Raw genomic sequence first — 17,319 nt, 5'->3', positions numbered from 1 at the left:
AAATGCCGGTGGAGGCGCTAGGGCGCGCTCGAGATTTCCAGAAACCATTCCGCAACAGCATTTGCCCAACCGGGTTGCCTGCCGTGACCATGTGGCCCCAGCGACAGGGTGACAGAGCCGTTCTGACACTCGGTCCACTTCTTTCGCCAGGTTGCACCTTCTGTTGAAACACTGTTCGCCATCTGCCCGCATCCATTGGTTCTGGTCAGAATTTCAATGGATTTCAAAACGCTACCCTGTTCGAAATCATAGTCCCCAAAGGTCACAAAACGCCCTTCCAGCGGGACGGTCCGGTCTGCAAATCCGTGGGAATGATGCATGTGAACTGGGCCGCTGCACCGCCGCCACATCGGCTCCCAAAAGGCCCCTGATGCCGAGGCATAGGCAAAGGCAAAGGAATGATCCGTGCAGGCCTTGTCCCAAACCAGTGATCCGCCGCGTGAATACCCCGCCAGCAAAATGCGGTCGGCGTTCAGGTCGAAACGGGCAATGGCGTCTTGCTTGATCTGCTCCAGCGCGGCCAGATCATCCCGCGGCCAGCGATAGCCATCATGCACTCCCCAATCCAGCGCCTTGGGATTGCCAATGTCGACCTGACCGTTCGGCGCGATAAAGGCGATGCCGCGGTCGGTAAAGGCCGCCGCGAGGCCGGAAAGATTTACGGCTGAATTCGCCGTTGCCCCATAGCCATGCAGATAGATAACAGCTGGCGGCTCGGGCGCGGCCTCGGGCAGAACCACCCGATAGGACAACTCTCCTACCTGACAGGGGGTATCCTGGGTTCCGCAATCCTGTGCAAAAGCGGTGGAAACGGTGCTTGCGACAATGCCAGCCACCGCGATTGCCATGAACGGAATTTTCGACATTGCGTCCCCCCGCACCAACCAAAAAACTGAACATTCCGGTAAAGTATATCACGGAATGCGGCAACCAACCGCTTGCGTGTGGTCATCAATTGCCGTTGATTGGCCCGACCAGAGAAATGAGAGCCATATGATCCTCGGCATCGGCACAGACCTTGCAAACATCGACCGCATTCAGGGTACGCTCGACCGGTTCGGCGACCGGTTCCGCAACCGTGTCTTTACTGACACCGAACAGCGCAAGGCCGAACGCCGCGCGGATACCGCAGGCACTTATGCCAAACGCTGGGCCGCGAAAGAGGCATGTTCCAAGGCGCTCGGCACCGGCCTGCGCATGGGCATTTCGTGGAAAGACATGGCCGTCACCAACCTGCGCACCGGGCAGCCGGTGATGCATGTCACCGGCTGGGCCGCCGAACGCCTGAACGAGCTGACCCCCGCAGGTCACGAGGCGATCATCCACGTCACCCTGACCGATGACCACCCCTGGGCACAGGCCTTTGTCGTGATCGAGGCGCGTCCCCTGCAAGATCACGTCACACAGCCTTGACTTGACCCCATCCCCCCCGCATGTAGCAGCGAAGCCAAGCACAGAGAACTGGAGAGAGCAGTATGGCCGAGGAAGCCAAAACCGGAAGCGGCGTCTGGGAAACGATCAAGACCATCGTCTATGCCCTGCTGATCGCGGGCGTGTTCCGGACCCTCTTCTTTCAACCGTTCTGGATTCCGTCCGGTTCGATGAAGCAGACGCTGCTGATCGGCGATTTCCTCTTCGTCAACAAGATGGCCTACGGCTATTCCTACGCCTCATGTCCCAGCCTGATCATCCCCAGTGTCGGCCTGAATATCGACGCCGAAGATCTCTGTGGCTGGATGCAGGGCGACGACGGAAGCCGCATCTGGGGCGGCGATCCCGTGCGCGGCGACGTCATTGTCTTCCGCCACCCGGTCAGCGGGCGCGACTATATCAAGCGCCTGATCGGCCTGCCGGGCGACCGCATTCAGGTCCGCGAGGGGCAGATCATCCTCAACGGCACACCGGTTCCGCAACAGCCTGACGGCATATTCACCGAAATCGCCGAACCGCAGGGCCCGCAACGCCTGCGCCCCCGCTGCGAAAACGGCCCCGTCGGTGTTGGCGGCGCCTGTGAAAAGTCGCGCCTGATCGAAACCCTGCCCAACGGTGTCACTTATGACGTGCTGAATATCGGCAATCAGGGCTCGGACAATACCGGCATCTATACCGTGCCCGAAGGCCACTATTTCTTCATGGGCGACAACCGCGACAACTCGGCTGACAGCCGCCTGCCGCAATCCGCTGGCGGGGTTGGCTATGTGCCTTACGAAAACCTGATCGGTCGCGCCGACCGGATCATGTTCTCGTCCGCTGGCCGGTCGATGCTGTTCTTCTGGACCTGGCGTGGGGATCGGTTCTTCAAGGCTGTGAATTGAAGCTCTCAGCCGAGATAAAGGCCTTCCAGCAGCGTTTGGGGTATGAATTTGCCAACCCCGAGCTGCTGGTGCGTGCGCTGACCCACGGCTCGGTCTCATCGTCGACCCGGCCCGACAATCAGCGGCTTGAATTTCTGGGCGACCGGGTGCTGGGTCTTGTCATGGCCACCGCGCTGCTTGAGGCCGACAAGAAAGCCTCCGAAGGCCAGCTTGCGCCCCGGTTCAACGCTCTGGTCCGGAAAGAGGCCTGCGCAGATGTCGCCCGCCAGATCGATCTGGGCGCGGTGCTGAAACTGGGCCGGTCCGAGATGCTCTCGGGTGGGCGCCGCAAACAGGCGCTGCTGGGCGACGCGATGGAGGCGGTGATTGCCGCCATCTACCGCGACGCCGGGTTCGAAGCCGCCCGCGATGTCATCCTCGCCCTCTGGGGCGACCGCATCCACAAGGTCGAGGCCGACGCCCGCGACGCCAAAACCGCGCTTCAGGAATGGGCGCAGGCGCGCGGCCAGAAACCACCCAGCTATGTCGAGGTCAAACGCAGCGGCCCCGACCACGCCCCCGTCTTCACAATCGCCGCCCGCCTTCAGGACGGAACCGAGGCACAAGCCACCGCAGGCTCCAAGCGCCAGGCCGAACAGGCGGCCGCCAAGGCGTTGCTGGATCGGGTCAGCTGATCGGTGCTGCCGCCCGGCCTGTCACAAGTTTCAATCAAACTTGAAGACTATATCCGCCACGACCCGAGACATGTATCTGGGTGTTAGCTGCTTTGGCATCAGTCTGACTGCGACAGGTCAAAGCACTTGGGAAACAACGGATAAAGGCAATCCAATGCAACGTGCAAAACTCTCGCTCGTCAATATCGGCTTTCTGTTCATTGCCGGGTTTGTGGCAACCATGGCCTTCGATTTCTGGGGGCAGGTCGTCAGCCCAGGCATCGGCTGGGCCAACCTGTCACCCGAAGGTCTGGCGCAGAGTTTGCTGTCCAGTCTGGGCCTTCCCAGCAACGCTTTTCTGGGTTTCTTCGTGCATTTCTACATTGTCGGCCTGATTGCCTATCCTTTGGGCTGGTTCCTTGTTTTCCAGCCAATCTGGGTCAAGGTTCTGGGCCCGGTCCACATGTTTGTTGCCTCGGCAATCTATGGTTTCGGTCTGTGGGTATTTGCTATCGGAGGTGTCACGACCTTTGCAGGTCTGCCGCCGTTCCTGAACTTTGTCGGCATCACATGGGTCGCGCTGATCGGACATGTTTTGTACGGCATCGTGTTTGTGGCCGTGCTGAACCCCATCCTGCGCCGTCACCCGTGATCTGATCCGTTCAACCCGCCGGTCCGGTGTCGGGCCGACGGGTTTCATCGTTCAAACCACCCGGATGAACCCGGTCAGCCCGGTTTTCTGATGTTCGATCACATGGCAATGAAACGCCCAGTCGCCGGGGTTGTCCGCCACCAGCGCTATATCCGCCACCTCATCCTTCAACAGCAGCATCGTGTCCGTCATCAGTGGTGGCAGGATGCGCAGGTTGGATCGCAGCGGCACGAAGGCCAGCCCGTGCAGGTGGATCGGATGCAGGTTGGGCGACTCGTTGCGCAACCGCAGGACATAGCTTTTGCCCTGTTCCAATACCGCCAGCGGCCCGGTGCCCTGCGCCGCATCGCCCGGCCAGGGTTTGCGGTTGATCGACCAGAAACTGTACCCCAGCGTGCCGCAGAACCCGTCATTCGGGGCACTGCCCTCCGGCGTCCAGCCAAAGACGAACTCATGCAATTCCGCACGATCCGGATCGGGGCGCGCAACGGGATTTGTACGCAGCGGGCGCAGCTCTCTCAGATCGCGCGCCGCTGATGTGCCAGTAGCCCGCATGCGCGCCATGGCGCGGTGCGGCTGGCCGGGAAACTTGGCCATCAGGTCCGCCGTCTGCCCTTCGCCCTCGGGCATCCGGACGGCAAAATCCACCCGCTGACCGGGGCCCAGCAACAGCGGTTCATCCGCCGTTGGCACCGGTAGGTCGATCTCGACCGGATGCCCGTCCCACGCGATGATCCGGGTCTCGGCCCCCTCGGGATGCAGCTTGTAGATGCGGGTCGTGTCCGTGTTGACCACCCGCAGCCGCACCAGACTGCCCGCCGCATGCTCATAGACCGCCTCGCTCTGCCAGTTGGCGGTCTGCACTGTACCAAACGTGCCCGCCCGCGCCGCACCCCGCGCCGTATAGGCAGGCAGGAACGCGTCATCCTCGTCCAGACGGAAATCCCGCAGATTGATCACCTGTTCGCTGTCGAACCCCGGCTCGTCCGGCTCGGCAATCACCATCACGCCGGTCAGCCCGCGCGCCATCTGCTCCATCGTCATGCAATGGGGGTGATACCAGTAGGTCCCCGCATCCGGTGGCGTGAACTCATAGGTAAAGCGCTCACCCTCGCCGATGGGCATCTGGGTCAGGTAAGGCACCCCGTCCATCTCGTTGCGAATGCGCAGCCCGTGCCAGTGCATCGAAGTGTAATCCGGCAGCGTATTGCGCACACTCAGCCGCATAGGCTCGCCCTGTCGCCCAAACAGAACCGGCGGCGGCGCATCGGGCGACAAGCTGACCATCCCCGTGGTCAGCCCTTCGCGCAGCCGGTAACTGGCAGGTTGCAGCACCAGTTCCTGTGCTGCATCACCTGTTGCCAGCGACCATCCGCCCAACCCAACCGCGCCAGCGGCGACACCGCTTCCAAGAAGAAACTCGCGACGTTTCATGACAACCTCATTGAAAGGATTTGCTGCCGGGCTGGAACTGGCTGGGCATCTGAGCCTGTCCTGCCACCGCAGACGCAGCACCGCAATGCGACAAATCCCTCTGGCCCGCCGCCCCTTTCTGCTATAGGGGGGCGCAGTTGCAGACAGGATTGCCAGACACATGACCACACGCGCCGGATTTATCGCCCTGATCGGAGAGCCCAACGCAGGCAAATCCACCCTCCTGAACCGCATGGTCGGGGCCAAGGTCTCGATCGTGACCCATAAGGTGCAGACCACGCGCGCCCGTATCCGGGGCGTTGCGATGGAAGGCGATGCGCAACTGGTCTTTGTCGACACGCCGGGCCTGTTCAAACCGCGCCGCCGTCTGGACCGTGCCATGGTCGCCGCCGCCTGGGGCGGGGCCGCCGATGCCGATATCGTCGTGCTGATGGTCGAGGCGCATCGCGGCATCACCGAAGGGGTCGAACGCATCCTCGAAGGGCTGGCCGAGATCGGGCAGGGCCGCACCATCGCGCTGGCCATCAACAAGATCGACAAGGTGCCGTCCGAGAAACTGCTGGCGCTGACCAGCGACCTGAACGCGCGCTACCCTTTTGCCGAAACCTTCATGATCTCGGCCGAAAAAGGCCACGGCGTCGACGACCTGCGCAAATGGCTGGCGGGCGAATTGCCCGAAGGCCCGTGGCTGTATCCCGAAGACCAGATCGCCGATCTGCCCCTGCGCATGATCGCCGCTGAAATGACGCGCGAGAAGCTGACCCTGCGCCTGCATCAGGAACTGCCCTACCAACTGACGGTCGAGACCGAAAACTGGGAAGAACGCAAGGACGGCTCGGCCAGAATCGATCAGGTCATCTATGTCATGCGCGACGGCCACAAGGGCATCGTTCTGGGTAAGAAGGGCGAGACGATCAAGGCCGTCAGTCAGGCCGCGCGGGCGGAACTGGAAGAGTTCCTCGACCGCAAGATCCACCTGTTCCTGCAAGTGAAAGTCCGGCCCAACTGGCTTGAGGAATCCGAGCGCTATTCGGAAATGGGTCTGGATTTCAAAGACGGCAACGCATGACCCGCCTGACCGCTGATTTCTGGGTGCACGCCTATCTGGCGCGGCTCCGGTTTCAGGAAATCCCCGCCTTTGTCGTGGCCCATGGCGATGACACCGCGGGCGCGGTTCTGGTCAAGCTCAACACGCTCGACGGGCAGGCCACCGCCTTTCAGCGCAGCTTTGATCTGATGAGCGGCGAACGCACATGGGTCGAACTGTCCTCTGGCCCCGAGGGCGACGTGGATCACGCCATCCAGCGCCAGCGCAGCTTTGACCCCGACCTCTGGGTGATCGAGGTCGAAGACCGGCAAGGCCGGCACCTGCTGGGTGAAGAGGGGCTGGAGTAGCGGGCCAGACGCATGTCGGCTTTGAGCCCAAAGCGGAAATGATCTACGCGTTGGCCACAAACGCATCCACTTCGATTTCAACCAGCCATTCAGGATTGATGAACCTGTCGATCGCCATAATCGTGTCCACAGGTTTGACATCCCGGCAATAGGCCTTTCTGGCCTCAATCGCCTCTTTCCAGTTGTTGATATCGGTGAGGATCACGCGAGTACGCACCATATCATCAAGACCAGAGCCAGCTTCCTCCAGCGCGGCTTTGATGATTTCAAAGCAATGCGTTGTTTGGGCGAAAACATCGCCCACGCCCACCGTGTTGCCATCTGTATCAACGGGTGCAGTGCCCCCAACCGAGATGAATGGTCCTACCCGGACAGCTCTACTGAAGCCCACGATGTCTTCCATGGGATTCCCGTTCGATATCAGCTTGCGCTCGTATGTCATCTCTCTCCTCCACCTGATAATGGTGAGGTTGGTGTAGCATATTTTTTGTGGGGCCGAGGCCGAAAACCAGACGGCGGCTTTGTCCCGCATAGATGCCCAGTCCCCTGCCGTCGGACCAAGCGATTCACGTATCTTTCCGCGTTTGATGAGCAAAACCATTGCAGAACGGAACCCTTCACGATTTTCTGGGAACACTACAACTTAATCACCGACAGGACTCCGAATTGGACTGGCGCGATCACGGCATCCTACTGACCTCTCGCCGCCACGGCGAAACCTCGGCGATTATCGAGGTCTTTACCGAATCCCACGGGCGTCATGCCGGTGTGGTGCGGGGCGGGACCAGCCGCAAGATCGCACCCATCCTGCAACCCGGCGCGCAGCTGGACGTGCTGTGGCGCGCGCGGCTGGAAGAACATATCGGCACCTTTCAGGTCGAACCCCTGCGCTCGCGCGCGGCGGCGGCGTTTTCCGGGCGGCTGGCCCTGTCCGGGCTGAACGCCGTCGTGTCGCTTTTGTCCTTCTGCCTGCCCGAACGAGAGGCGCATCCGGCGCTCTATACCCGGACCGAGCGGTTGATGGACCTGTTGGGACAGGATGAGATCTGGCCGCTGGCCTACCTGCGATGGGAACTGGCGTTGCTGGACGAACTTGGCTTTGGCCTTGACCTGACCGCCTGCGCCGCGACCGGCACGACCGAGGGGCTGGTCTATGTGTCGCCCAAGACCGGGCGCGCCGTCAGTGCCAAAGGGGTCGGGGAATGGGCAGACAAGATGTTGCCGCTGCCGCCCTGTCTGCGGGGTGAAGGCACCGCGCCGGATGCCGAGATTGCCGAAGCTTTGCGCACAACCGGATATTTCCTGAACCACCGCGTCGCCCCCGCGCTGGGGCATAACCCACTGCCCGAGGCGCGCGCGCGGTTTGTGGATCAGGTCACTCGGCGGCTGTGAACACCATCTCGTGCCCGTCCTCATTGCGCAGGATCAGCACATCGCCTGACACTTCGGATTGGGTCATGGCCAAAAGGGCGGCGAAATAGACCCCCTCGGCCTCAAGCCCGGCGCAGGCGGCCCGCGTTGCTCTCAGGTCTTGAACTTCGAACCACGGGTAGGGCGCGTTCAGCGTACCGTCATAGCTATTGCAGGGGGCATTTCCGGTGATCCTGCCCTCTTCTGGGAACCGCAGCAGGGCGCTGGCGGCAAAGGGCTGTCCGTCGATCTCCTGCAACGCCCATGTCCGGTCTGCCGCGCCATAGGCGGCAACGGATTCATCCCTGTCGCATTGAGACAGGGCCATCAAAGGCAGGGTCAGGATCAGGCGTGTCATGGCAGGGTTCTAGCGTATCAGCCCTATCGGCGAAACCGGGTCAGTAGGGCAAAGACCCGTTCAGAAGCCGCTCGCGCACTTCCAGCCGGGGTGCCCAGTTGTATCGTGTATCCTCGCGCACCGGCGCCCAGAACAAGACACCACTGTTGCGCCAGGGGTCCAGGATAATGCCATCATACATCGTGTCCCCCTTGGCGCTGATCGACGCCGAATGGTGGATGATGCGAAACGGGGTCGGCGGCGACGTGGCCCAGTGCAGATCCAGCGTCCGGAAATTCTCCTGCCGCAGGCGTTTGGTCATCGCTTCGGCCCAGTCATTACACAGGCCCTTTTCGCGGAACCCGTTGATGATCTTGGCGTTGTGGATGATCGCCGGGTCGGTGACATTCCAGTCCTGCTTCAGCTGCTGCGAATAGGCATAGGCAATCGTGGCCGCTTGCTGTGCCTCGGCCGGATCGACATTGGGCCCAAGCGCTTGGATCGATTTCGCCAGCGCGTCCACATCACTCCGGCTCACCGTCGGCTGCGAGGTGGTGCAAGCCGCCAGAGCAAGAGCCGCAAGAACAGCGCACATGGCAAGGAAAGGTCGGGTCATGCGGTTTCCCAATAGTTAATTGCGACGTCTCGTGTTCGGCTGATGCTCTACCGGTGAAAGGGGCGGGATCAAAGGGGGAAGTTTTGAAACACGTGGGTCATTTGTAACCGTCACGCGGGCCACGAGGGGCGATGGTTTGCTTTGTACAAAACGTACTCTGCATGGTTCGGGCCGCGTACAGATTGTACAAAACAGGAAAAAGACCCGGCGCAAGCGCCGGGCCAGTCGGGGAAACAGGACTGCCGGAATGGGTCACCCGAGCAGACGTCGTGCGATGACCTGTGCCTGAATTTCAGCAGCCCCTTCGAAAATGTTAAGGATACGCGCGTCACACAGAACGCGGCTGATCTTGTATTCCAGCGCAAAGCCGTTGCCGCCATGAATCTGCAACCCGTTGTCCGCCGCAGCCCAGGCCACACGCGCACCAAGAAGCTTGGCCATACCGGCCTCAAGGTCACAGCGCTGGCCGTGATCTTTTTCCCATGCGCTGAAATAGGTCAGCTGACGCGCGATCATGATTTCGACCGCCATCATCGCCAGCTTGCCGGACACGCGCGGGAAGTTGATCAGCGATTTTCCGAACTGCTTGCGGTCGATCGCATATTGCATGGCGATGTCCAGCGCACACTGTGCCACGCCGATGGCGCGGGCGGCGGTCTGGATGCGCGCACTTTCGAAGGTTTCCATCAACTGCTTGAAACCTTTACCTTCTTCTCCGCCCAGCAGGTTCTCACCCTTGACATGGAAGTCGTCAAAACCCAGCTCGTATTCCTTCATGCCGCGATAGCCCAGAACCTCGATCTCGCCACCGGTCATGCCGGGGGTGGGAAAGGGATTCTCGTCAGTGCCCGGTGTCTTTTCCGCCAGGAACATGGACAGGCCGCGGTGGTCGGTGCTGTTGGGGTTGGTCCGCGCCAGCAGGGTCATCACATGGGTCCGCGCTGCATGGGTGATCCAGGTTTTATTGCCGGTTATCTTGTAATCGCCATTCTCATCCTTGACCGCGCGCGTGCGCAGGCTGCCAAGGTCTGAACCGGTGTTAGGTTCCGTGAAAACGGCGGTCGGCAGGATCTCGGCGCTGGCGATCTTTGGCAACCACTGTGCCTTTTGCGCGTCGGTGCCGCCTGCGATGATCAACTCGGCCGCAATCTCGGATCGGGTACCCAGCGAACCCACGCCGATATAGCCGCGCGACAGTTCCTCGGACACCACGCACATCGACGCTTTGGACAGGCCAAACCCACCGAATTCCTCGGGGATGGTCAGGCCGAAAACGCCCATTTCCGCCAGTTCTTCAATGATTTCCAGCGGAATCAGTTCATCCTTCAGGTGCCAGTCATGCGCGTTTGGTTCGACCTTTTCCTGCGCGTAGCGGCGGAACTGGTCCCGGATCATCTCAAGCTCTTCATCCAGACCAGACGCGCCGAACATCGTAGCTCCGGCCTGATCCTGCATCAGCGCAACCAGACGGCTGCGCGCAGCCTGAGAATTGGCCCGTGCCATCAGGGTCTGCACTTCGGTCGACTGAAAGCCCGACAGCGCATCCCAGCCAAGGCCCATATCCTGAAGACGCACCACCTCGCCCTGGTTCATCGGAATACCGCCCGCCACCTGGTGCAGATATTCGCCAAACGCGATCTGGTGCAGCAACTGCTCGGTCTCGCCAAATTTGCCATCGGCTTGCAGCGCTTCTGCCCAGCGCTGCATCTGTTGCAGCGACTGCGAATATGTCGCCAGCCAGGCCAGACCATGCGCGGCGGTCTGATTTGCTTCGATCAATGCGCCAGAGACCCGGCCTTCAGCGGTCACCATGCCACGCACGGATGCGCGGGCTTTTTCAATAACGGCGTCCACAGCAGGCACGGCGGCTCGCGTCAAATCCAGAAGATCGGGCAATACTGCATCAGTTGTCATTTGGGTCATATCCTGTCCGTCATGGGCCATGAATCGCGTCCTTTCCTCGGTCGTCTGGTCATATCATGCTGCACGTGCAGCGCAACAAAAATACTAATTATGCCGTTAAAAAGTTCAAAAATTACCTGAACATTTTTGCAATGCAGAAGAAAATCCAGATGATATCTAGAGGGCATGGACCTGTTTTCCCTTCTGTCGCCGCAAGAGCTGTTACTTGCCATCGCCGTTGCCTTTGCCGCAGGGTGGGTCAAGGGCATGGTTGGATTTGCCATGCCCATGGTGTTTGTATCTGGCCTGAATTCGTTTCTGCCGCCGGATCTGACCTTGGCGGGGCTGATCCTGCCGACCCTTGTCACCAATGGCGTTCAGGCTTTTCGCGGGGGCGCCAGCGCCGCACTCAGCTCTATTCGCCGGTTTCGGGTGTTCCTGGTGGTTGGCGGTATTTTTCTGGTGCTGAGCGCACAGCTGGTCACGCTGGTGCCCGGCTCGGTCTTCCTGCTGCTGATCGGCGCGTTCGTGTCCTTCTTCGCCCTTGTGCAGGTTCTGGGCGTCAGGCTGGTGCTAAATCATCCATCAACCGGTGTTGAGGCCGTTGTTGGCGGTGTCGCCGGGTTCGTGGGTGGCATGTCGGGCATTTGGGGTCCCCCCACAGTTGCATATCTGACGGCCTTGAATACCCCGAAGAAAGAGCAGATCCAAATTCAGGGTGTCATCTATGGATTGGGGGCGGTCATGCTGCTGGCCGCGCATGTCTGGTCCGGTTTTCTGCGCGTGCAAACGGTTCCGTTTTCAGTAATCCTGATCGTTCCTGCCATGCTAGGGATGTGGGTCGGATTGAAACTGCAGGATCGCATCGATCAGGCCAGCTTTCGCAAGGCCACGCTGTTCGTTTTGCTGGTGGCGGGCTTGAACCTACTGCGGCGTGGCCTGATGGGCTGAAGCTCTAGTCCGGTCGCCTGTCTGCAAACCGGAACGCGAAATACAGACCCAGCATCAGAAAGAACAGGCCCGAAATGTCGCCGATCAGGAACGCGATGTACTCAACCGTTGCACTGCCAAAGACTAGATTGGTCAGGCCAGAGACCAGAAAGGATGTGGCTATGCCCACGCCCATAACGCAAACCCAGCAGGGTTTGCGGTTCGGGTTGGGGAACAGGTCCCATCCGACAGCCTTCAGCAGATAGAAAACCGCAGGAACCGTCAGGACGGCGACAGCAATTGCCAGCAGGCGGGTGGGCAGGAAAACATCCGTTCCCGCCAGATAGGCAAAGACGATGAACACACCCGGCAGCAATGCGAATATTGCGCGCCACCCCAACAGCCAGGCCGACAGAACCCGTACGCCATGCGGCAAAAACAGCAGGCTCGCCCGGCTTGGATATTCCGGAAAAAACACGTTCTGCATTGGCATCAGCACAGCGAAGGTCAGTATCGACGCCAGAACATAAGCCAGTGAAGCCGCAAGGGTGTCAGTCGCCCAGCCGCGCATCGCGATCACATCACCGTGCACGCACGGGGCGCGTCATCTGGGGGCATGAACGATGTACCGCCCGCGATTGGCGCTGCCACTTTGTGAAAGATAGCCTTTTTCGACCAGCGATTTCAGCGCGCGAAAAAACGTTGGGCGCGAAATGCTTTGGACCAGCGTATGCTCGATCAACCCGAACGTACGCACTTCTTGAGTGGATTTTGAAAGCTCTTCCGCGGCGTAATAGATGTCGCGCTCAACCGGAGATAGTTTTTCCAGCCCAAGCGTCCGCTCCATGCTTTGCATCAATTTGCGTAGTTCGGTGAGTTTCGAGATTTCCGTCATGGTGTTACCTGTAGTTTTCTGTGCCAACCGCCGCCTGTCCGCGACCATTTGAACCACACTGATCGCAATACCAACCAGCCAGTCCCATGTTGACACTCATCCCCGTTTACTTAGACTAGAAGCCTGATTAGGTTGCTCAATCCAGCGTTGTGAGTGTGCGCATATGAGCTTCCACAAAGTCCTTTCAGTCAGTGCCCGGCGCGAATGTGCCGGGCTTTTTCGTTTCAACAGTAAATAGGCCTAGCGCAGATCGCACTTTGAAACAACGCACTTGTATGTGCATTTAATGACATACAACTATAAGATGAGTATTTAGCGGACGGCTAAAGAAGCTGCGGATCGGTAAAAAGAAAGGGGCCCAGCGGCCCCTTTTTTTCGTTTATCCGATTGCGACGGCTTTGATGTCGTCATCAATGAAAGGCAGATACTGCTCGAAGTTCTCGGCAAACATCTGCACCAGTTTCTCGGCCTGTTTGTCGAATGCGGCCTGATCATCCCAGGTCCGACGTGGGTCAAGCAGAACTTCGGGGACACCCGGGACAGAGACGGGAACGTCAAAGCCGAAATTGGCGTCCTTGCGGAACTCGGCGTCGCGCAGCGAACCATCCAGCGCTGCGGTCAGCAGGGCACGGGTGGCCTTGATCGGCATCCGGCTGCCGATACCATAGGCGCCACCGGTCCAGCCTGTGTTGACCAGCCAACAGGTCGCGCCGTGTTGGGCGATCTTGTCGCGCAGCAGGTTTCCGTAGACTTCCGGGCGGCGCGGCATGAACGGAGCACCAAAGCAGGTCGAGAAAGTGGGTTGCGGTTCGGTAACGCCTCGCTCGGTCCCGGCCACCTTTGACGTGAAACCCGACAGGAAGTGATACATTGCCTGCGCAGGCGTCAGCCGCGCGATCGGAGGCAGTACACCAAAGGCATCGCAGGTCAGCATAATGATGTTTTTCGGATGCCCACCCAGCGCGCTTTTGGATGCGTTCGAAATATACTCAAGCGGATAGGCGCAACGCATGTTCGCGGTCAGGGAGTCGTCGTCGAAATCCAGTTCCTTGGTCTCAGGGTCAAAGACCATGTTTTCGATCACGGTGCCGAATTTCGAGGTGGTCGCGTAAATCTCCGGCTCGGCTTCGGCGTTCAGGTTGATGGTCTTGGCATAGCAGCCGCCTTCGAAGTTGAAGGTGCCCCGATCCGACCAGCCGTGCTCGTCATCCCCGATCAGCGTGCGCGACGGATCGGCGGACAGGGTTGTCTTGCCAGTGCCGGACAGGCCAAAGAACACGGCGGTGTCGACCGCGTTGCCGACAGCATGGTTGGCCGAGCAGTGCATCGGCATCACACCCTTTTCGGGCAGCATGTAGTTCAGCAGGGTGAATACGGATTTCTTATTTTCACCTGCATATTCGGTGCCGCCGATCAGGATCAGCTTGCGGTCGAAGTTCAGCGCGATCACCGTTTCGCCGCGGCAGTTATGTTTGGCCGGGTCAGCCTTGAAGCTGGGGCAGTTGATGATAGTGAAGTCTGCGGTGAACTCGTCCAGATCCTCGCGGTCGGGACGGCGCAACAGGTGGCGGATGAACAGGTTGTGCCAGGCAAGCTCGGTCACCATGCGCACGTTGATTGCGTAGGTTGGATCGGCGCCCCCGACGAGGTCCTGCACGAAATAGTCACGGCCTTTCATATGCGCCAGCATGTCTTGGTAGAGGGCGTCAAATCCCTCCGGCGTCATCTCGGCATTGTTTTCCCACCAGATGGTGTCGGCCACGCTGCTGGTTTTGACGACATGCTTGTCCTTGGGCGAGCGACCGGTGAACTTGCCAGTGGTGACCAGAAAGGCACCGCCATTTCCAAGTGTACCTTCGCCGCGCTTCAACGCTTCTTCGATCAGCGCCGGTTCCATGAAGTTATAATAGACATTGCCCAGACCCTCGATGCCCTGATCCTCGAGGCGGAATTGCGGGTTAACCCGTCCAGATGTCATGTGTGTCTTCTCCTGTGGCGGCGCCGGGGCTTTGGGCCCTGAGGCGCCTTTGGGGCAGTGTACCGGGAAAACCGGCGGCTGAGCGCGTCTTATCATGGTCGTTCAGGACATGAACAGGCGGGTTTGACGCAGTTAGCGCAACCAAGCTCGGGTTTAGCGCCATCAAAAATTCGATGACCGAGAACCGGGCATATTTTTGCGGGCATAAAGGCAAATTTGCCGCAGACCTGCCGCAACAAAGGCACGATTCGCAGTTACGGATTGATTCGGCGTCTTAAAACCGCCAACAATGCCTTACAAATAAGCGAATTATTGCGCGAGTGAGCAGGAATAGGGGTGAGCCCGATGTCAAAGATTGCACTTGTGGATGACGATAGAAACATTCTGACGTCTGTATCCATGACACTCGAAGCCGAAGGTTTCGAGGTTGAAACTTATAATGATGGCCAGGCCGCGTTGGATGCGTTCAACAAAAAGCTGCCGGACATGGCCGTGCTCGATATAAAGATGCCGCGTATGGATGGCATGGATCTGCTACAGCGGCTGCGTCAGAAAACGCAGATGCCGGTGATCTTTCTGACCTCGAAAGATGATGAAATCGACGAGGTTCTGGGTCTGCGCATGGGCGCGGATGACTATGTAAAAAAGCCCTTCTCGCAACGGTTGCTGGTTGAGCGCATCCGCGCGCTGCTGCGCCGGCAAGAAGCAACAAGCGGCGATGCGATCGCTGCCAATAGCAATGACACAAAGGTTATGGAACGCGGCGACTTGCGGATGGACCCGCTGCGCCATGCAGTCAGCTGGAAAGGGAATGATGTATCCCTGACCGTGACCGAATTCCTGCTTCTTCAGGCACTTGCCCAGCGTCCGGGTTTCGTCAAAAGCCGCGACCAGCTGATGGATGTGGCCTATGATGATCAGGTTTATGTGGATGACCGGACGATCGACAGCCACATCAAGCGTCTGCGCAAGAAGATGCGCGCGGCTGATCCCGAGTTTTCGGCGATCGAAACCCTTTATGGTATCGGTTACCGGTACAACGAAGAATAGGCGCCACGCCAGCAAGGGGTAATGGGCTCTCGTGCGCGACACCGAAGCAGCAAGCGAACTACGTGACGGTGACGTCGTACTCGGGGATGACTGGGTCATTCCCGACGATTCCGAGTCAGCGGAACTGAGGGAAAAACGTTCTCAGAGAAACCTGTTTTCTCTGCGAGGCTCGCCTTTGGCGCGCAAGATCATCACCTTTAACCTGATCGCGCTGGTGATCCTGGTTACGGGGTTGCTGTACCTGGACGATTCGCGGAAAGAGACGGTTCAGCAAACAGCGCGCAATCTGCTTGGCGATGCGCAGCTGGTCAGCAACGTCTTTGAAACCCAGCTGCGACAGGGTGCGCAACACACCGCACAGGATGCTGGGAACCTCGACGTAAGAGATACGCTGTCTGGGTTGACACTTCCCGAAGGCGGCGAAGTCTTTGTCTATGACGCCAGTGGCACCCTGATTGGCTGGACACGCGGCGCCCCGCAAGTGTCGGCCATGCCGGTTCTTCTGCAAACCAATTCCGAGCTGCAAACCGGCAGCACAGTAATCAGCGACACGCTGAACGCGGTGTGGATCGGTGTGTCGAACCTTCTCAACTGGTCGACCGAGGTCGAGGCACCGACGCTGGCACAACGGGTGCAGGGAATAATCCCGCAGGCGCTGGCAGGCCAAAGTCAGGTGCAGGCTGTTCAGGACGCCGCAGGTGAGACCGTGATCGTGGCCGCTGCGCCGATCCTCTACGAAGATACCCCGGCCGGAGCGGTCGCCATCACCGGCCCAGCAGGCGAGATTGACGCATTGGCCCGTCGCGAGCAGGAACGCATCCTGCAAATGTTCGTGGTGGCTTTGCTGGTTTCGGTGGGTCTGAGCCTTGTGCTGGCTTCGACCATCGCCAACCCGCTGGCAGATCTGGCCGCAGCGGCGGAAATGGGTAAGGACCGGGGCACAGGGGTCAATCCGGGGCGCATTCGCATCCCTGATCTTAGCGCCCGTCCGGATGAAATCGGCCGCCTTAGCCGCGCTTTGCGGGGCATGGTAACGGCTCTGTATAATCGGATTGACGCAAACGAACAGTTCGCAGCTGATGTCGCCCATGAAATCAAGAACCCCCTGGCCAGCTTGCAATCCGCTGTCGGTACATTTCGCATGGTCAAGCGCGAAGATCAGCGCGACAAGCTGCTGGCTGTGATCGAGCATGACGTTCGGCGTCTGGACCGGCTGGTCAGCGACATCTCGAACGCATCGCGTCTTGACGCGGAACTGGTCAAGGAAGAAGAACAACCCTTTGATCTGCTCAAACTGATTGGCAATTTAGGTCAATATCTGGGTGAGGATGCGCGATCGAAGGGGATCGACTATATCACCGATCTGCCATCCGATCCGATTGTCATCAACGGGCTTGAGGCCCGGCTGGCGCAGGTTTTCGTCAATCTGATCACCAATGCCATTTCCTTCTGTGAAGAAAATGACGCGATCAGGGTCTGGGTGCGTCAGCGCGACAACCGTGTTCTTGTCGTGGTCGAAGACACCGGGCCGGGTATTCCGGAACAGGCCTTGACCAAAGTGTTCAAGCGATTCTATTCGCAACGCCCACCCGAGCATTTCGGCAACAATTCGGGGCTCGGTTTGGCCATCTCGAAACAGATTGTCGAAGCCCATGGCGGCGTAATCTGGGCTGAGAATATCCGCCCGACAGAGGCTGATATCACGTCAGACCCGCTGGGCGCGCGTTTTGTGGTGGGGTTGCCCGTTTAAAC

At 59.5% G+C, this 17,319-nt stretch carries 20 protein-coding genes; 11 read left to right on the top strand and 9 right to left on the bottom strand.

The features are described from left to right. Window positions 1-17 precede the first annotated feature (17 nt). Window positions 18-866 carry a CE1 family esterase gene (locus ACR3FC_RS06035; protein ID WP_480473874.1) on the bottom strand — a complete coding sequence of 283 codons (849 nt, stop codon included), beginning with the start codon at window positions 864-866 and terminating at the stop codon, window positions 18-20. Between the two features lie 127 nt (window positions 867-993). On the opposite strand from ACR3FC_RS06035, the gene acpS reads away from it, so the two are divergent. The 4 genes from acpS to ACR3FC_RS06015 all read left to right on the top strand — a co-directional run bounded on the left by acpS (window position 994) and on the right by ACR3FC_RS06015 (window position 3,620). Next, window positions 994-1,413 (top strand): holo-ACP synthase, encoded by a 420-nt coding sequence (acpS, locus tag ACR3FC_RS06030; protein WP_209506227.1) that lies wholly within the window; start codon window positions 994-996, stop codon window positions 1,411-1,413. A 62-nt stretch (window positions 1,414-1,475) separates the two neighbouring features. Continuing rightward, a complete protein-coding gene (gene lepB, locus ACR3FC_RS06025) occupies window positions 1,476-2,315 on the top strand; it encodes a signal peptidase I (RefSeq protein WP_480473873.1) in 840 nt (279 codons plus the stop codon). Beyond that, window positions 2,312-2,989 (top strand): ribonuclease III, encoded by a 678-nt coding sequence (gene rnc, locus ACR3FC_RS06020; protein ID WP_480473871.1) that lies wholly within the window; start codon window positions 2,312-2,314, stop codon window positions 2,987-2,989. The genes lepB and rnc overlap by 4 nt, the downstream gene beginning before the upstream one ends. A gap of 154 nt (window positions 2,990-3,143) precedes the next feature. Beyond that, on the top strand, window positions 3,144-3,620 hold the full coding sequence (locus ACR3FC_RS06015) for a hypothetical protein (protein ID WP_480473869.1): 477 nt from the start codon (window positions 3,144-3,146) through the stop codon (window positions 3,618-3,620). 51 nt (window positions 3,621-3,671) lie between these two features. Here the strand turns inward: ACR3FC_RS06015 and ACR3FC_RS06010 are convergent, their stop codons facing one another. Continuing rightward, window positions 3,672-5,054 carry a multicopper oxidase domain-containing protein gene (locus tag ACR3FC_RS06010; RefSeq protein ID WP_480473868.1) on the bottom strand — a complete coding sequence of 461 codons (1,383 nt, stop codon included), beginning with the start codon at window positions 5,052-5,054 and terminating at the stop codon, window positions 3,672-3,674. On the opposite strand from ACR3FC_RS06010, the gene ACR3FC_RS06005 reads away from it, so the two are divergent. The 3 genes from ACR3FC_RS06005 to ACR3FC_RS05995 are packed head-to-tail and all read left to right on the top strand — an operon-like array spanning window position 5,053 to window position 6,449. Then, window positions 5,053-5,181 (top strand): hypothetical protein, encoded by a 129-nt coding sequence (locus tag ACR3FC_RS06005; RefSeq protein WP_480473867.1) that lies wholly within the window; start codon window positions 5,053-5,055, stop codon window positions 5,179-5,181. The two genes, ACR3FC_RS06010 and ACR3FC_RS06005, sit on opposite strands and share 2 nt — an antisense overlap. A 33-nt stretch (window positions 5,182-5,214) precedes the next feature. Beyond that, window positions 5,215-6,123, top strand: coding sequence for a GTPase Era (gene era, locus ACR3FC_RS06000; protein WP_480473866.1), 909 nt, complete (start codon window positions 5,215-5,217; stop codon window positions 6,121-6,123). Next, on the top strand, window positions 6,120-6,449 hold the full coding sequence (locus ACR3FC_RS05995; RefSeq protein WP_209598772.1) for a DUF1491 family protein: 330 nt from the start codon (window positions 6,120-6,122) through the stop codon (window positions 6,447-6,449). The genes era and ACR3FC_RS05995 overlap by 4 nt, the downstream gene beginning before the upstream one ends. A gap of 43 nt (window positions 6,450-6,492) precedes the next feature. On the opposite strand, the gene ACR3FC_RS05990 is transcribed toward ACR3FC_RS05995, so the two are convergent. Continuing rightward, complete coding sequence (locus ACR3FC_RS05990; protein ID WP_480473865.1) at window positions 6,493-6,981, bottom strand: RidA family protein; 489 nt, start codon at window positions 6,979-6,981, stop codon at window positions 6,493-6,495. Between the two features lie 134 nt (window positions 6,982-7,115). Between ACR3FC_RS05990 and recO the strand changes: the two genes are divergently transcribed. After that, a complete protein-coding gene (recO, locus tag ACR3FC_RS05985; protein WP_480473864.1) occupies window positions 7,116-7,841 on the top strand; it encodes a DNA repair protein RecO in 726 nt (241 codons plus the stop codon). On the opposite strand, the gene ACR3FC_RS05980 is transcribed toward recO, so the two are convergent. The 3 genes from ACR3FC_RS05980 to ACR3FC_RS05970 all read right to left on the bottom strand — a co-directional run bounded on the left by ACR3FC_RS05980 (window position 7,825) and on the right by ACR3FC_RS05970 (window position 10,756). Beyond that, window positions 7,825-8,217, bottom strand: a complete 393-nt coding sequence (locus ACR3FC_RS05980; protein WP_480473863.1) for an META domain-containing protein — start codon at window positions 8,215-8,217, stop codon at window positions 7,825-7,827. The genes recO and ACR3FC_RS05980 overlap by 17 nt on opposite strands. A 40-nt stretch (window positions 8,218-8,257) precedes the next feature. Further along, a complete protein-coding gene (locus tag ACR3FC_RS05975) occupies window positions 8,258-8,812 on the bottom strand; it encodes a hypothetical protein (protein WP_480473862.1) in 555 nt (184 codons plus the stop codon). 252 nt (window positions 8,813-9,064) lie between these two features. After that, window positions 9,065-10,756 carry an acyl-CoA dehydrogenase family protein gene (locus ACR3FC_RS05970; protein WP_480473861.1) on the bottom strand — a complete coding sequence of 564 codons (1,692 nt, stop codon included), beginning with the start codon at window positions 10,754-10,756 and terminating at the stop codon, window positions 9,065-9,067. A gap of 144 nt (window positions 10,757-10,900) precedes the next feature. On the opposite strand from ACR3FC_RS05970, the gene ACR3FC_RS05965 reads away from it, so the two are divergent. After that, window positions 10,901-11,665, top strand: a complete 765-nt coding sequence (locus tag ACR3FC_RS05965; RefSeq protein ID WP_480473860.1) for a sulfite exporter TauE/SafE family protein — start codon at window positions 10,901-10,903, stop codon at window positions 11,663-11,665. A gap of 4 nt (window positions 11,666-11,669) precedes the next feature. Here ACR3FC_RS05965 and ACR3FC_RS05960 read toward each other — a convergent pair whose 3' ends face one another. The 3 genes from ACR3FC_RS05960 to ACR3FC_RS05950 form a co-directional block, all read right to left on the bottom strand. Beyond that, window positions 11,670-12,215, bottom strand: a complete 546-nt coding sequence (locus tag ACR3FC_RS05960; RefSeq protein ID WP_480473859.1) for a hypothetical protein — start codon at window positions 12,213-12,215, stop codon at window positions 11,670-11,672. 33 nt (window positions 12,216-12,248) lie between these two features. Then, a complete protein-coding gene (locus ACR3FC_RS05955; protein ID WP_480473858.1) occupies window positions 12,249-12,635 on the bottom strand; it encodes a hypothetical protein in 387 nt (128 codons plus the stop codon). A 283-nt stretch (window positions 12,636-12,918) separates the two neighbouring features. Then, window positions 12,919-14,517 carry a phosphoenolpyruvate carboxykinase gene (locus ACR3FC_RS05950; RefSeq protein WP_480473857.1) on the bottom strand — a complete coding sequence of 533 codons (1,599 nt, stop codon included), beginning with the start codon at window positions 14,515-14,517 and terminating at the stop codon, window positions 12,919-12,921. Window positions 14,518-14,862: 345 nt separating this feature from the next. Between ACR3FC_RS05950 and ACR3FC_RS05945 the strand changes: the two genes are divergently transcribed. Both ACR3FC_RS05945 and ACR3FC_RS05940 read left to right on the top strand, forming a co-directional pair. Continuing rightward, window positions 14,863-15,567: a response regulator transcription factor gene (locus ACR3FC_RS05945; RefSeq protein WP_267364197.1), complete on the top strand. Its 705-nt coding sequence runs from the start codon at window positions 14,863-14,865 to the stop codon at window positions 15,565-15,567. Window positions 15,568-15,598: 31 nt separating this feature from the next. After that, window positions 15,599-17,317 carry an ATP-binding protein gene (locus ACR3FC_RS05940; RefSeq protein WP_480473856.1) on the top strand — a complete coding sequence of 573 codons (1,719 nt, stop codon included), beginning with the start codon at window positions 15,599-15,601 and terminating at the stop codon, window positions 17,315-17,317. Window positions 17,318-17,319 lie beyond the last annotated feature (2 nt).

Source organism: Ruegeria sp. AF3 (genome assembly GCF_056536285.1).
This window is presented reverse-complemented; position numbering and strand designations above follow the sequence as displayed.